This window comes from Streptomyces sp. NPDC018263, assembly GCF_055562575.1.
Genome location: NZ_JBVHFA010000005.1, coordinates 291,244 through 305,594, shown reverse-complemented (window position 1 = coordinate 305,594; position 14,351 = coordinate 291,244). Strand labels below are relative to the sequence as shown.

Sequence of the window (14,351 nt, the reverse complement as noted above, 5' to 3'; positions counted from 1 at the left end):
CGTGAAGAAGGCAAACTGGCCTAGTCGTCGGACAGCCTAGGGGGCGAACGCATGGACGGTGGGGCGCGGATGCCGGAGCAGCGGGTCTCCGGTTCCGCCGTGCTGCGGTTCGGAGTACTCGGGCCGGTGCGGGCCTGGCGCGGTGAAGCGCCGGTCCCCACCGGCTCTCCGCAGCAACGCGCCTTGCTCGCCGCCCTGTTGCTGCGGGAGGGCCGTACCGCCACGGCGGCCGAACTGATCGACGCGCTCTGGGGGACCGAACCGCCCCCCAGGGCGCTCGCCGCTGTCCGGACCTACGCGTCCCGGCTGCGCAAGGTGCTCGAACCCGGCGTCCTGGTCAGCGAGTCCAGCGGCTACGCCATCCGGACGCTCGCCCCGCTGGACCTCGTCGTCGCCCAGGAACTCGCCGCACAGGCCGAGAAGGCGCGCGGCGCCGGGGAGTTGGGCGAGGCACGCCAGACGCTGAACCGGGCGCTGGCGCTGTGGGACGGCGAGGCCCTGGCGGGCGTGCCCGGCCCGTACGCGGAGGCCCAGCGTGTGCGGCTGGAGGAGTGGCGGCTCCAACTCCTGGAATCCCGCCTGGACATGGACCTGGAACAGGGCAGCCATGCCGAGGCCGTCTCGGAGCTGACCGCGCTGACCGCCGAGCATCCGCTGCGCGAGCGCTTCCGCGAGCTGCTGATGCTGGCCCTGTACCGCAGCGGCCGCCAGGCGGAGGCCCTCGCGGTGTACGCGGACACCCGGCGCCTCCTCGCCGAGGAGCTGGGCGTGGACCCGCGTCCGGGGCTCAGCGACCTCCAGCAGCGCATCCTGCGGGCCGACCCGGCGCTGGCGGAGCCCTCGGCCGCCGCCGAGGAACCTCCGGTGGCCCTGGTCCGTCCCGCCCAACTGCCCGCTTCCGTGCCGGACTTCACCGGCCGGTCGGCGTTCGTGACCGAGCTGAGCGACGTACTGGCCTCGGCCTCGGAGGCGGAGGGCCGGGTGATGGCGGTCTCCGCGCTGGCCGGGATCGGCGGCGTCGGCAAGACCACCCTCGCCGTGCACGTGGCCCACCGGGCCCGCGCCGCCTTCCCCGACGGGCAGCTCTACGTCGACCTCCAGGGGGCGGGCCCGCGCCCGGCGGAGCCCGAGACGGTGCTGGGCTCGTTCCTGCGGGCGCTCGGCACGGCGGACTCGGCGGTGCCGGAGTCGCCGGAGGAGCGGGCCGCGCTGTACCGGTCGGTGCTGGACGGGCGCCGGGTGCTGGTGCTGCTGGACAACGCCAAGGACGCGGCGCAGGTCAGACCGCTGCTGCCCGGCACCGAGGGGTGCGCGGCGCTGGTGACCTCGCGGGTGCGGATGGTCGGGCTCGCCGGGGCGCATCTGGTGGACCTGGACGTGATGTCGCCCGAGGAGGCGCTGTCGCTGTTCACCAAGATCGTGGGCGAGGAGCGGGTCGCGGCGGAGAAGAAGGCCGCGCTGGACGTGGTGGCCGCGTGCGGGTTCCTGCCGCTGGCCATCAGGATCGCCGCCTCCCGGCTCGCCGCCCGCCGCACCTGGACCACCTCGGTGCTCGCGGCCAAGCTGGCGGACGAGCGGCGCCGCCTGGACGAGTTGCAGGCCGGCGACCTCGCGGTGAAGGCCACCTTCGAACTGGGCTACGGCCAGCTCGAACCCGCCCAGGCACGGGCGTTCCGGCTGCTGGGCCTCGCCTACGGCCCCGACCTGTCGCTGGCGGCCGCCGCCGCTCTGCTGGACCTCGGCCCGGAGGACGCCGAGGACCTGCTGGAGTCCCTGGTCGACACCTCCCTGCTGGAGTCGGCCGCCCCCGGCCGCTACCGCTTCCACGACCTCGTACGGCTCTACGCGCGTGCCTGCGCCGAGCGGGACGAGCGCGAGCCCGGCGAGCGGGCCGCCGCCCTCTCCCGGCTGCTGGACTTCTATCTGGCCACGGCCGCGCGGGTGTACGCCATCGAGCGCCCCGGCGACCGGACCGTGGAGCACCTGCACCCCTACGACCACGAGGGGCTGTCCTTCGCCGGGCACCGGGACGCCCTGGACTGGCTGTACGCGGAGGCCGACTGCCTGCTGGCCTGCGTACGGCAGTCGGTGGCCCAGGGCAGCCTGCGGCGGGCGGTGGACCTGCTGATCGTCGCCAAGGACCTCGCCGAATCCGGCGCCAACGCCCACCAGTTCGGGGCGGCGGCCACCACCGTCCGGGACGCCGCCGCCGAGGCCGGGGACGCGCTGGTGGAGGGCCGGGCGCGCACCACACTGGCCCAAGTGCACCTCAACGCCGGGCGGTTCGACGAGGCGGAGGCGGAGGCCGAGCGCGCGGTGGAACTGGCCGGGGCGGCCCAGGACCCGTGGATCGACTGCAACGCGCCCAGTGAGCGCGGGATCGTGGCCGCGTACCGCAGTAGGCACGCCGAGGCCGAGACCTACCTTCAGCGCACCCTGGCCGCCTACCGCGCCGACGGCAACCTGCCGGGCGAGGCGAGCGCGCTGTGCAACCTGTCGCGGGTGCACCTGTCGATGGGGCGGGTGGACAGCGCGGTGGAGCTGGCCGAGTCCGGCGTCGCCGTCTACCGGCATCTGGGCCTCACCGTCCGCCTGGCGAACGGGAGTTACGCGCTCGGGCTCGCGCTGGCCGAGTCGGGGCGCGCGGAGGAGGCGGACGCGCGGCTCAACGAGGCGCTGACCATCTTCCGGGACAGCAGGCAGCGGCTCTGGGAGGGCATGACCCTGTTCCGGCTGGCCGAGGTCCGGCTCGGTGAACGCCCGGCGGCAGCGGCGGCGTTGGCCGAGCAGTCCCTCTCCGTCCTGCTCCACGTGGGCGGCGACTGGCGCCGGGCGGGTGTCCTCACCGTGCTCGGCAAGTCCCTGGACGCGCTGGGCGAGACGGACCGGGCCCGCGCCTGCTGGACGGACGCGCTGAGCGTCTACGACCGGCTGGGCTCGGCGGAGGCGGCCGCCCTGCGGGAACTGCTGTCCCCCGCGCCGGCCGGCTGAGGGCCGCCCCGCCGAAATGCGCGGGACCCGGCGTTCATCGTTCGTTTATCGTGCCCGTGCAGTCTTCTCGCAGCCGATTCGTCGTCACGGGGGCGGGCGGATCGGTAGTGCCGTCGGCCGCCCACGCGGGGGCCGGCTGTGACCGGGTCCGTCCGGAAGCCCTCGGGGGAGCGGCCGGGCGGCCCCGGCCACAACAGCACACCTCAGAGCAACGGAGTACGTCGATGAGCGACGCCAAGAAGTCCGACGAAGTCACCACGCAGGAGAGCCACATCACCGGTGAGGGCGCCACCGCGGCGGCCGCCCCGGAGGTCGCTCCGCAGGAGAGCCACATCACCGGCGAGACGACGGCCAAGGGCGACCTGGACGACGTCACCACGCTGGAGAGCCACATCACCGTCGGCGACCCGCGCTAGGGCGCGTCCGCGAAGTAGCGCCGTCTGCCCGGAGGGCAGGGCTCGCGGCGTCTGGTGCGTGCGATCGCAAGGCGGAGGGTCGTCCTCGTACTGGGCGTACGAGGGCGACCCGACAACGCGGCGAGCGTGCGTGCCAGGCGTCGCGAGCCAGGCGGGACTTTGCGGACACGCCCTAGGCGGGGCGGACGCACGGGGGGCGTGCGCCGGGGGCGGAGCGGAGGGGGAGCCGCCGCGGCGCGCGGGAACACGGAACGGCCGGGTCGGGGGACCCGGCCGTTTCCGCGTTCCCGGGCGCCCCTCAGGCCGTGCGGGCCGTCCCGGTGCCCTTCTCCGCGTCCAGCGCGTACACGCACCGGTCCTTGCTGCACGCGTACACCACGCCGTCCTTGACCACCGGTGAGCCGGTGATCTCGCCGCCGGTGGCGAGCTTCCAGCGCAGCCGGCCGTCGTCGGCCTTCAGGGTGTACAGCAGGTGGTCGGTGGAGCCGAAGTGGATGCGGCCCTCCGCGACCGAGGGGGCGCCCACCACGTCGCCGCCCGCCTGGAAGCGCCACTTGGGCGTGCCGGTGACCGCGTCCAGCGTGTACAGGCCCTTGCCGCTGCCCACGTGCACATGTCCGGCCGCCACCAGCACCGGTTCCACCGAGGAGCGGGCCTCGGTGGCGATGCGCCAGCGGTCGCGGCCGTCGGTGGCGTCCAGGGCGTAGACGGTGCCGAGGTAGTCGGCGAGGTAGACCCCGCCGCCGGTCACCGCCGGGCCCGGCACGAAGGCGGGCGGCGACAGGAACACCGCCGGGGCCTCGAAGTGCCAGCGCACCCGGCCGGTCGACACCTCGACGGCGAGGACCCGGCTGCCCGCGCTGACGTACACATAGCCGTCCGCCGCCGGGGTCACCCGTACCGGCACGCCCCCGCAGGAGGCCGCGTCGCCGATCGGGTAGGACCAGCGCTCGTCGCCGGTGCGGGCCTCCAGGGCGCGCAGCCGGGCGTCCTGCCAGACGTAGACCGTGCCGTCGTGCACGGCGGGGCCGGCCTCGGGGGACTCGAAGTCGGTCTGGCAGCCGGAGATCTCCCACAGCTTGCGCCCGGTCGCCGCCTCCCACGCCTGCACCCCGCCACCGCGCGTGCCGGTGACGACCGTGCCGTGGTCGGCGTGCAGCGAGTACACCCAGGCGTCCGTGGACAGCCGCCACAGGTCGGTGCCCTCGCGGGCGTCCAGCGCGAACAGGGTGGGCCCGTCGGAGGCGTGGATACGGCCGTCCGCGACCGCCATCGACCAGGCCACGTCCCGCGTCTTGAACCGGCGCCGCCCGGTGGCCACGTCCAGGGCGTGCACCTCGAAGGAGGTGACGTAGACGAGGTCCCCGTCGACCGCCGGGGTGCCCCACACGTCGTTGGACATCCGGAACCGCCAGGGCCGCCACCCCGCCGAGGTCTCCGGCAACTGCGCCGGCACCGGGGGTACGGCGGGGTCGGCGCCGTTGACGCCGGGGCGCGGGCGGGACCAGCTCGCCACCAGGCCGGCCTCCGGCGGCGGCGCCTTCACGGCGGCCGCGCGGGCGTCGGCGACGCGCGGTCCGGGCCCGATGGGCACCTCCAGCCCGGCCAGCCGCACCGGCCCGGTGCCGGGCCCGCCGGACGGCGCGGGGGCCGGGGCGGGCGCCGGGACGACCGGGTCGTAGGACGGCGGCGGGGGCACGGCCCGGCGGCCGCCGCTGCGCGGGCCGGGCGGCAGCGGGGCGGGCTTGGCGGGCGGACGGCTGCCCCGGCGGGACTCGATGAGCGCGACGGCCTTCTCCGGCAGCCAGGCGGAGGCGGTGCCGGAGTCGTCCGAGCCGGAGCCGAACAGATGCGGGGCGAGCTGGGCCTGGAGGTCGGCCGGGGAGGGTCGGCCGGGTGCCTCCATCTGCATGCACGCCTCGATCAGCGGGCGCAGCTCGTCGGGCAGCCCGGTGACGTCGGGGCCCTCGCGCAGCAGCATGAACACCGTCTCGACCGGGTTGGCGCCGTGGAAGGGCGGGTGTCCGGTGGCGGCGAAGACCAGGGTGGAGCCGAGCGAGAACACGTCGCTGGCGCCGGTGACGCTGCGGGAGTCCTTGGCCTGCTCGGGCGACATGTAGGCGGGGGTGCCGACCGCGACGTTCGTCATCGTCAGCCGGGTGTTGGACACCCCGGAGGCGATGCCGAAGTCGATGACCCGGGGGCCGTCCTCGACCACCAGCACGTTGGACGGCTTGAGGTCGCGGTGGACCAGGCCGGCGCCGTGGATGGACTGGAGCGCCTCGGCCACGCCCGCCGCGAGCCAGCGCACCGCCTGGGCCGGGAGCGGCCCGCAGTCGTTCACTATCTCCTCGAGCGAGGGCGCGGGCACGTACGCGGTGGCCAGCCAGGGCACCGCCGCGCGCGGGTCGGCGTCGACGACGGCGGCCGTGTAGAAGCCGGACACCGCGCGGGCCGCCTCCACCTCGCGGGTGAAGCGGACCCGGAAGAGCTGGTCCTCGGCCAGCTCCGTGCGGACCGTCTTGATGGCCACCCGCCGCCCCGACGCCGAGCGCGCCAGATAGACCAGCCCCATGCCCCCGGCCCCCAGCCGGCCCAGCACCTCGAACGGCCCGATCCGCCGCGGATCGTGCTGCGTAAGCTGATCCACCACTTGCCTGCCACCTCCCCGTACGAGCCGCGTCTTCCGCCTTTGGACGCGACCGAAGTGCAGCGTCTCACCACCGCACCGCCCTGGCGGCACGCACCCCGATTCTTCCTGGCCGGGCGGCCGGTTGCGAACCCGGTGGCGAATCGGGGTGTCTCGTGCCCTATCCCGTCATTTCACCGCCCCCGCCTCCGTCCCGTCACCGGGTCAGCAGCGCGAAGGACGCCCCTTGATTGTCCGTGACGACCGCCACCCGTCCGTACGACGCGTCGAAGGGCGGCACCTGGACCCGGCCGCCGAGCCGCTTCACGGTGGCGACGGCGGCGTCCAGGTCACCGACGCGGAAGTGCACCAGGAAGTGCGCGGGCATCTCGGCCGGGAAGACGTCGGTGATCAGGGCGCGGCCGAAGTCGGGGTCGGCACCGGAGCCGAAGAGGGCCTCGTGGAAGAGGTCGCCGTAGAAGGTGTTCGCGGCGACGGGGTCGGGGGTGTACAGCTCGGTCCACACGAAGGCGCCCGGCTCGCGGCGCCGCCCGAAGCCCCGGTGGCCGTCGGACTGCCACAGCCCGAACACCGCGCCCTCGGGGTCGGTGACCAGGGCGGCGGCGCCGAGGTCGGCCACCGCGAAGGGGCCGGAGATCAGGCGGCCCCCGGCCTCGGTGATCCTGGCGGTCAGGGCGCGGGCGTCCGGGGTGGCGAAGTACACCGTCCAGACGGTGGGCATCCGGCCGTCGGTCTTGGGCGCGAGGGAGGCGACCGGTTCGCCGTCCAGCCGGGCCCAGACGGAGGCGCCGGGGGCGTCCTCGCCGTCGAAGGTCCACCCGAACAGCTCGCCGTAGAACCGCTTGCCCGCCTCGACGTCGGGGAGCTGGGCGTCCGCCCAGCAGGGGGTGCCCTCTCCGAACATCGATGCGCTGTTTTCGGCCATGTCGTCAAAGTAACCGGGACCCGCGCACCCCGCAGGACCAGGGAAAGCTTGCCTCCTCCGGGGTCGCACCCCATTTGCAGTCGGCCGAATCGCGCTCCTGCCCCCCGTCGGTAAGCTGACGGCATGACAGGACAAGTGCGTACCGTCGACGGCCGGGTGGCCGGCCGGCGTGGGCAGGCGACCCGGCAGAAGCTGCTCGACTGCCTCAGCGAGATGCTCAGCTCCTCCCCGTACCGAGATGTCAAGGTCATCGATGTCGCGCGGAAGGCGGGCACCTCGCCCGCGACCTTCTACCAGTACTTCCCGGACGTCGAGGGTGCCGTCCTGGAGATCGCCGACTCGATGGCCGCCGAGAGCGCCGAACTGACCGAGCTGCTCGCGGGCCGGACCTGGACCGGCAAGGCGGGGTGGCAGACCGCGCAGGACCTGGTGGACGGCTTCCTCGACTTCTACCGGCGCCACGACGCGATCCTGCGCGTGGTCGACCTGGCGGCGGCCGAGGGCGACAAGCGGTTCAACAAGCTGCGGATGAGGATCCTGAACGCGGTGAACGGTTCCCTCACCGAGGCGGTCACCGAGCTGAAGGCCAAGGGCCGGGTGGACAAGGACGTGAACCCGGCGGCGATCGCCGGTTCCCTCGTCACCATGCTCGCCTCGGTCGCGGCCCACCAGAAGGGCTTCACCGCCTGGGGCGTGAAGCAGGCCGAGATCAAGCCGAACCTGGCGCTGCTGATCTACCTGGGAGTGACCGGCAAGAAGCCCACGAAGTAGCGACCGGCACCCGCACCGGCCCCAAGTCCTGTCTGGCAGGCGGTGGTCCACCTCGGCGTGGACCACCGCCTGTCGCCGTGTCCGGGGAGGGACGCGGCGGCGGATACTCGGCCCCATGGCACACGAGGCATCCGAAACCCCCGGCGAACTCGACGGACTGCTGCGCTCTCTGAAGGTCTGGTCCCCGGACACCACCGAGCTGCGACCCTTCGACCCGGACACCGCTCCCCCGACCCCGCTGCCCCTGTTCACCGCCTGGCTGCGCGAGGCGGCGCGCGCGGGCCAGCCTGAGCCGCACACCATGTCGCTGGCGACGGCGGACGCGGAGGGCCGGCCGGACGTACGGATCGTGATGCTGCACGGCGCCGACGCCGACGGCTGGACCTTCGGCACCCACTCCACCAGCCGCAAGGGCCGCGACCTGAGCGCCAACCCCTACGCGGCCCTCGCCTTCTACTGGCCGGCGCTGGGCCGCCAGGTCCGCGTCCGGGGCCCGGTGTCGGCCGCTCCCGCCGAGGACGCCCAGGCAGACCTCCGGGCCCGCTCCACCGGCGCCCTGGCCGCCGCGCTCACCGGCCGGCAGAGCGAGGACCTGGACTCGCTGGAGGAGCTGCGCCGGGCGTCCGAGGACGCCTGGTCGCAGGCCGGCGAGAACCCCGCGACCCCGGCCCCCACCTGGACCCTCTACCGCCTCCACCCCCGCTCGGTGGAGTTCTTCCAGGGCGACCCCGACCGCCGCCACGTCCGCCTGGAGTACCGGCGCACGGAGTTCGGCTGGGAGCGGCGGCTGCTGTGGCCGTGAGGGACGTCAGCGGGCCGTGAAGGTCCAGGTGGCGAAGTCCGCGACGGGCCGGTAGCCGAGCCGCTGGTAGAGCCGGTTGGAGACCGGGTTGGCCAGGTCGGTGAAGAGCAGCACCTCGGCACCCGTGGCCGCCGCCCGCCCGCTCACCTCGGCGGTGACGGCGCCCGCGTAGCCGTGGCCGCGCAGGGCGGCCGGGGTGTAGACGGGGGCCACCCGGATCTGCCCGGCGCTCTCGGGCAGGTTCCCGGCGAGGGAGACGGGGGTGCCGTCCGGGGTCTCCCAGAGGGTGGCGCCGCCGTGCGCCAGGCGGGAGTCGACCCACTGGGCGGGGTCCTGGCGGATGCGGCCGCCGGTGTCCGCCGCGAACTCCACGTACCAGCGCGCCAGGAGCTCCCGGTCGGCCGCGTCCGCCACCCGGGCACGGCCGGGCGGGGTGCGGTCGGGCGGGATCAGCTCGGCCAGCCGGTAGAGCCGCTGGCGCACGGACTCCTCGGCGGACCCGCCGGTGCGCCGCTGCCAGGCGGTGGCGAAGGCGGCCGCGGTCTCCCGCTCGGCCCAGACGCCGGGGATCTGGTGGCCCGCCTCCGCGAGGCGGGCGGCCAGCGCCGCCGCCTCCTCCGGACCGAGCGGGGTGAGCTGGACCGGGTGGGGCGGGGTGTGCAGCAGGGTCGCCCGGACGGACCCGTCCGTCTCACGCAGCACGCCGAAGCGGGGCGGCTCGGTGCCGTGGGCGTACGGACCGCGCGTGCACAGCGCCTCGGAGACCGTGAGGGTGACGGTGTGCAGGGCCGGCCGGGAGCGCAGGAAGTCTCCCGCGCTGTCCAGGAATTCGCCGAGGTCGTGGGTCAACTGCCAGTCACTGAGCCGCATGTGCCCATCCTGGGCCCCTGACTTCCCCTCAGTCGTGGCGATTTCCTTCACGGTGCGGGTGTTCCGGTGCGTTCTGTCCCCATGCCGTACACAGCCGTGATCAATCCGCAACCGATTCCGGTCTTGACCGAGACCCATCAATCGGGTGGGTGAATACGCTCGCGCTATGGCCGACTCGCGTCCCTCGTTCACTGACCTCTCCGCGACCCCCGCCGACCGTCCCGTCTATGTCGTCGGGGCGGGTCCGGGCGGTCTCGCGGTCGCGTACGCGCTGCGGGCGCGCGGGGTGCGGGCGGTGGTGCTGGAGAAGAGCGACCGGGTGGGCGCGTCCTGGCGGCGGCACTACGACCGGCTCCGGCTGCACACCACCCGGCGGCTGTCGGCGCTGCCGGGCCTGGCGATACCGCGCCGGTTCGGGCGCTGGGTGGCCAGGGACGACGTGGTCCGGTACCTGGAGAAGTACGCGGAGCACCATGAGCTGGAGATCGTCACCGGCGTCGAGGTGTTCCGGGTGGAGAAGGCGGCGGACGGCGCGGGCTGGCTGCTGCACGCCTCGGGCGGGCGCGAGCTGACCGGCGCCGCCGTGGTGGTCGCCACCGGCCACAACCACACCCCTCGCATGCCGGAGTGGCCCGGCGCGGACGGCTACGAGGGCGAGCTGCTGCACGCCTCGTCGTACCGGAACCCGAAGCCGTACGAGGGCCGGGACGTGCTGGTGGTCGGGGTCGGCAACACCGGTGCGGAGATCGCCGTGGACCTGGTGGCGGGCGGTGCCTCGCGGGTGCGGCTGGCGGTGCGGACGGCGCCGCACATCGTGCGCCGCTCCACGGCCGGCTGGGCGGCCCAGTACACCGGGATCATGGTGCGGCGGCTGCCGGTGCGGCTGGTGGACCGGCTCGCCCGGCCCCTGGCCCGCGTCAGCACCCCGGACCTCTCCGCGCACGGGCTGCCGCGTCCGGAGGCCGGTCTGTACAGCAGGGTCCGGCAGGGCGCGATCCCCGTGCAGGACGTCGGCCTGATCGACGCGGTGCGCACCGGCAAGGTGGAGATCGTGGCCGCCGTCGAGGGGTTCGAGGACGGCAAGGTGGCCCTCGCCGACGGCACCCGGATCGCGCCGGACGCGGTGATCGCGGCGACCGGGTACAGCCGGGGTCTGGACTCCCTGGTGGGGCACCTCGGCGTGCTGGACGAGCGCGGGCGGCCCACCGTCCACGGCGCCCGCACCCCCAAGGACGCCCCCGGCCTGTACTTCACCGGCTTCACCAACCCCATCAGCGGCATGTTCCGCGAGCTGGCGATCGACGCGGAGAAGATCGCCAAGTCGGTCGCCCGGCGCCTGCGTTAGGGCCTTTCGTTCGGATCAGGCCGGATCAGGGGCCGGGGCACGCGAGCCCGGCCTGATCCGGACGAGAGGCCCTAAGCCACGGCCGGCACCGCGGGCCGGCGCCGGATCACCAGCGACATCAGCGCCGCCGCCGCGCACAGCGACCCGGACGCGTACCAGACCATGTCGTACGTGCCGAAGACGTCGCGGGCGAAGCCGCCGAGCCAGGCGACCACGGCCGCGCCGATCTGGTGCGAGGCCAGCACCCAGCCGAAGACGATCGCGCTGTCGTCCCCGAACCGCTCCCGGCACAGCGCCAGGGTGGGCGGGACGGTGGCGACCCAGTCCAGGCCGTAGAAGACGATGAAGAACACCATCGGGACCTGGACGGCCGGTCCCAGCAGCATCGGCAGGAACAGCAGCGAGATGCCGCGCAGCGCGTAGTACACGGCCAGCAGCCGCCGGGAGTCGAAACGGTCGGTGAACCAGCCGGAGGCGATGGTGCCGAGCACGTCGAACACCCCGATCACCGCGAGCAGCGAGGCCGCCGCCGGTACCGGCATCCCGTGGTCGTGGGCGGCGGGCACGAAGTGGGTCTGGATCAGCCCGTTGGTGGACGCCCCGCAGATGGCGAAGCTGCCCGCGAGCAGCCAGAACTGGCCCGTGCGCACGGCGGAGGCCAGCACGGTGAGCGCCCGGCGCGCGGCCCCGGTCACCGGCGGCGGCTTGGGCACGAACTCCGTGGCGCCGTACGGCTTCAGGCCCACGTCGGCCGGGTGGTCGCGCAGCAGCAGCCAGACGAACGGGACGACGGCGAGCGCGGCCAGCGCGACCGTGACGGCGGCCGGACGCCAGTGGTGGTGCTCCACGATCCAGGACAGCAACGGCAGGAAGATGAGCTGCCCGGAGGCGGACGCGGCGGTCAGGATGCCGCTGACCAGTCCGCCCCGCGAGGTGAACCAGCGCCCGGTGACGGTCGCGGCGAACGCCAGCGCCATCGACCCCGAGCCCAGCCCGACGAACAGGCCCCAGCAGACCATCAGTTGCCAGGGCTCCGTCATCCACACGGTGAGCCCGGCGCCGAGCGCTATCACGGTCAGCGCGACGGCGACGACCCGGCGGATGCCGAAGCGGTCCATCAGCGCGGCGGCGAACGGCGCGGTGAGTCCGTAGAGCGCGAGGTTGACGGAGACGGCCGCGCCGATGGTGCCGCGCGACCAGCCGAACTCCTCGTGCAGCGGGTCGATCAGCAGTCCGGGCAGGGAGCGGAAGGCGGCCGCGCCGATGATCGTGACGAAGGTGACGGCGGCGACGAACCAGGCGCGGTGCACACGCCGGCGGCGCGGTGCGTCCTGGACGGGGGCGGGAGCGGGACGGGTCTGAGTCACACGCACCAGAGTCCCGGCACCGGTCGGGCACAACGAGTGGCCCGAAGGACAGTGTTCGCTAGGATCGGGCCATGACCGCTGAGATCCCGCCGGTGGACGGCGCGTTCCGCCCGCACCGCGTCGCCGTCCTCGCCCTGGACGGCCTCATCCCCTTCGAACTCGGCATCCCGCACCGCATCTTCGGCCGCCCGGCCGACGCGCAGGGCCGCCCGCTGTACGAGGTGGTGACCTGCTCCGTCCGCCCGCCCGGCCCGGTCGAGACCAGCGCCGACTTCGCGGTGCACGTACCGCACGGACCGGAGGCGCTGGCGACGGCGGACACGGTGATCGTCCCGGCGTCCTACGAACTCGGCCCGGTCTTCGAGGAGGGCCGGCTCACCCCCGAACTCGCCTCCGCCCTGGCCCGCGTCCGCCCCGGCACCCGCTTCGCCTCGATCTGCGTCGGGGTGTACGTCCTCGCCGCCGCCGGACTGCTCGACGGGCGCCCGGCGACCACCCACTGGGCCGACGCGGACCGGTTCCAGGAGCTGTTCCCCAAGGTCCGGGTGGACGCCGACGTGCTGTTCATCGACGACGGCGACGTACTCACCTCGGCCGGGGTCGCGGCCGGGATCGACCTGTGCCTGCACATGGTGCGCCGCGACCACGGCACGGCGGTCGCCAACGACGTGGCCCGCCGCATGGTCGTACCCCCGCACCGCGACGGCGGCCAGGCGCAGTACATCCACCGCCCGCTGCCCGAGCCGCAGTTGGCCAGCACCACGGCCGCCCGCGCCTGGGCGCTCGGCCGGCTGCACGAACCGCTCCAACTGCGGGACCTGGCCGAGCGGGAGGCGATGTCGGTACGGACCTTCACCCGGCGCTTCCGCGAGGAGGTCGGGGTGAGTCCGGGGCAGTGGCTCACCGCACAACGGGTCGAGCTGGCGCGGCAGTTGCTGGAGTCGACGGACCTCTCCGTGGACCAGGTGGCGCGGGACGCGGGGTTCGGCACGGCGCAGTCGATGCGCCAGCACCTCCAGCAGGCGCTGGGCGTGACGCCGACCGCCTACCGGCGCACCTTCCGCGCGGGCGCGGCCGCCGGGGCGGGGTGAGCGCGGGTGGCGGACCGGCCGGCGGCGCGTCCCCCCTTGCCCCCGTCACCACCGGCCGGTGCGACCCACACTCGACGAGGACTCACCCCCGCATGCCCTCGCCGTCCCCTCGCGGCGAATCGCCGTCCCCAAGCCTCCGCAACGCGCGTACCACCCGTCAACACCGGTACGGCGATTCATGCCCTATGCCCACTTCACGCCGGGCGCGCACGGAAGCACACCCGGCGCACGCCCCCCTGAAGACGCGCGAACTTGGCTAGAAGGCTTCGAAGAGAAGATCCTCGTAGGCGGCCGGCTGGACCCCGTACGCCGGGGCCGCGCCCTCGGGGGGCTGGGAACAGCGGTCCAGTTCGCACCAGATACTCTTGCCCGCACCCTCGGGGCTCCAGCCCCAGCGGTCGGCGAGACAGTCGACGAGGGCGAGACCCCGGCCGCCGGTGGCCTCGCGCCCGGCGCAGCGCGGCACGGGCGCGCGCGAGCTGGCGTCGGCCACCTCCAGCCGTACCGTCACCGAAGCCGCCGGCTCCGCCCCGGCGGGCGTCACGGGCGGCGGGCCGCCGGGCAGCGACAGCCGCAGCAGCGCCGGGCGGCCGGTGTGCACCACCGCGTTGGTCACCAGCTCGGAGACGAGCAGGACCAGCGTCTCGGCCAGCGGCTCGTCGGCCGCTATGCCCAGCCCGGCGAGCCGCGACCGGGCCCACTTCCTCGCCCGCCCCACCTCTTCGGGGTCGGGCCGGATCTCCAGCGTCACTTGAAGCACCTGCACCGCTCACACCATCCGAACCGGCGGACACATGACCGCACGACGACCCGCCGCCGCGGCGCGAACCGCGACGAACCGCACGACGAGGGCCACGATCGTAGCCATTTTCTGCATGGCCAGAACAACGGCCAGAGCAAGCGTTACGGAACGTGATTCCCTTACGAGACAGCATGGTTGACGTACAGTCACCCCAACAAGCGCTTCGGGCATATTCCCGCGCGAAGGAGTACTCGTGCGGCATACTGTGCGACGCACACGCCGGGGAGTCGAACAGGCGGCGCGCGGGGCCCCACCGGTGGCACTCGCGGTCGCGGTCACTCGCATTCGACCCAAGGTACCCGAGCGGTCGTCCGACTCCGG

General features: G+C 74.2%; 11 protein-coding genes. 6 read left to right on the top strand and 5 right to left on the bottom strand.

Annotated elements, in window-relative coordinates:
* Positions 1-51 precede the first annotated feature (51 nt).
* Positions 52-2,991 carry an SARP-family global regulator AfsR gene (gene afsR, locus ACZ3HQ_RS16985; RefSeq protein ID WP_467511619.1) on the top strand — a complete coding sequence of 980 codons (2,940 nt, stop codon included), beginning with the start codon at positions 52-54 and terminating at the stop codon, positions 2,989-2,991.
* Positions 2,992-3,215: 224 nt separating this feature from the next.
* Positions 3,216-3,407: a hypothetical protein gene (locus tag ACZ3HQ_RS16980; protein WP_467511617.1), complete on the top strand. Its 192-nt coding sequence runs from the start codon at positions 3,216-3,218 to the stop codon at positions 3,405-3,407.
* A gap of 298 nt (positions 3,408-3,705) precedes the next feature.
* Here the strand turns inward: ACZ3HQ_RS16980 and afsK are convergent, their stop codons facing one another.
* Both afsK and kbpA read right to left on the bottom strand, forming a co-directional pair.
* Positions 3,706-6,060 carry a protein serine/threonine kinase AfsK gene (gene afsK / locus ACZ3HQ_RS16975; protein ID WP_467511615.1) on the bottom strand — a complete coding sequence of 785 codons (2,355 nt, stop codon included), beginning with the start codon at positions 6,058-6,060 and terminating at the stop codon, positions 3,706-3,708.
* 193 nt (positions 6,061-6,253) lie between these two features.
* Positions 6,254-6,982 (bottom strand): AfsK-binding protein KbpA, encoded by a 729-nt coding sequence (kbpA, locus tag ACZ3HQ_RS16970; protein ID WP_467511613.1) that lies wholly within the window; start codon positions 6,980-6,982, stop codon positions 6,254-6,256.
* A gap of 135 nt (positions 6,983-7,117) precedes the next feature.
* Here kbpA and ACZ3HQ_RS16965 point away from each other — a divergent pair, with 135 nt between their 5' ends.
* Positions 7,118-7,753, top strand: a complete 636-nt coding sequence (locus tag ACZ3HQ_RS16965; RefSeq protein ID WP_467512016.1) for a TetR family transcriptional regulator — start codon at positions 7,118-7,120, stop codon at positions 7,751-7,753.
* Positions 7,754-7,868: 115 nt separating this feature from the next.
* Positions 7,869-8,555 carry a pyridoxine/pyridoxamine 5'-phosphate oxidase gene (locus tag ACZ3HQ_RS16960; protein ID WP_467511611.1) on the top strand — a complete coding sequence of 229 codons (687 nt, stop codon included), beginning with the start codon at positions 7,869-7,871 and terminating at the stop codon, positions 8,553-8,555.
* Between the two features lie 6 nt (positions 8,556-8,561).
* Here the strand turns inward: ACZ3HQ_RS16960 and ACZ3HQ_RS16955 are convergent, their stop codons facing one another.
* Positions 8,562-9,425, bottom strand: coding sequence for a GNAT family N-acetyltransferase (locus ACZ3HQ_RS16955; RefSeq protein WP_467511609.1), 864 nt, complete (start codon positions 9,423-9,425; stop codon positions 8,562-8,564).
* Between the two features lie 166 nt (positions 9,426-9,591).
* On the opposite strand from ACZ3HQ_RS16955, the gene ACZ3HQ_RS16950 reads away from it, so the two are divergent.
* Entirely contained in the window at positions 9,592-10,770 is a 1,179-nt protein-coding gene (locus ACZ3HQ_RS16950; protein ID WP_467511607.1) for a flavin-containing monooxygenase, read from the top strand.
* A 71-nt stretch (positions 10,771-10,841) separates the two neighbouring features.
* Here the strand turns inward: ACZ3HQ_RS16950 and ACZ3HQ_RS16945 are convergent, their stop codons facing one another.
* Positions 10,842-12,137, bottom strand: coding sequence for an MFS transporter (locus tag ACZ3HQ_RS16945; protein ID WP_467511605.1), 1,296 nt, complete (start codon positions 12,135-12,137; stop codon positions 10,842-10,844).
* A gap of 71 nt (positions 12,138-12,208) precedes the next feature.
* On the opposite strand from ACZ3HQ_RS16945, the gene ACZ3HQ_RS16940 reads away from it, so the two are divergent.
* Positions 12,209-13,228 (top strand): GlxA family transcriptional regulator, encoded by a 1,020-nt coding sequence (locus ACZ3HQ_RS16940; RefSeq protein ID WP_467511603.1) that lies wholly within the window; start codon positions 12,209-12,211, stop codon positions 13,226-13,228.
* Between the two features lie 256 nt (positions 13,229-13,484).
* Here the strand turns inward: ACZ3HQ_RS16940 and ACZ3HQ_RS16935 are convergent, their stop codons facing one another.
* Positions 13,485-13,979, bottom strand: coding sequence for an ATP-binding protein (locus ACZ3HQ_RS16935; RefSeq protein ID WP_467512014.1), 495 nt, complete (start codon positions 13,977-13,979; stop codon positions 13,485-13,487).
* Positions 13,980-14,351: the final 372 nt, after the last annotated feature.

What these genes read in the sequence shown, in the direction of transcription:
- ACZ3HQ_RS16955 (WP_467511609.1), bottom strand. Translation starts at nt 9,425, where the DNA reads ATGCGGCTCAGTGACTGGCAGTTGACCCACGACCTCGGCGAATTCCTG.
- ACZ3HQ_RS16980 (WP_467511617.1), top strand. Translation starts at nt 3,216, where the DNA reads ATGAGCGACGCCAAGAAGTCCGACGAAGTCACCACGCAGGAGAGCCAC.
- kbpA (WP_467511613.1), bottom strand. Translation starts at nt 6,982, where the DNA reads ATGGCCGAAAACAGCGCATCGATGTTCGGAGAGGGCACCCCCTGCTGG.
- ACZ3HQ_RS16960 (WP_467511611.1), top strand. Translation starts at nt 7,869, where the DNA reads ATGGCACACGAGGCATCCGAAACCCCCGGCGAACTCGACGGACTGCTG.
- afsR (WP_467511619.1), top strand. Translation starts at nt 52, where the DNA reads ATGGACGGTGGGGCGCGGATGCCGGAGCAGCGGGTCTCCGGTTCCGCC.
- ACZ3HQ_RS16950 (WP_467511607.1), top strand. Translation starts at nt 9,592, where the DNA reads ATGGCCGACTCGCGTCCCTCGTTCACTGACCTCTCCGCGACCCCCGCC.
- ACZ3HQ_RS16940 (WP_467511603.1), top strand. Translation starts at nt 12,209, where the DNA reads ATGACCGCTGAGATCCCGCCGGTGGACGGCGCGTTCCGCCCGCACCGC.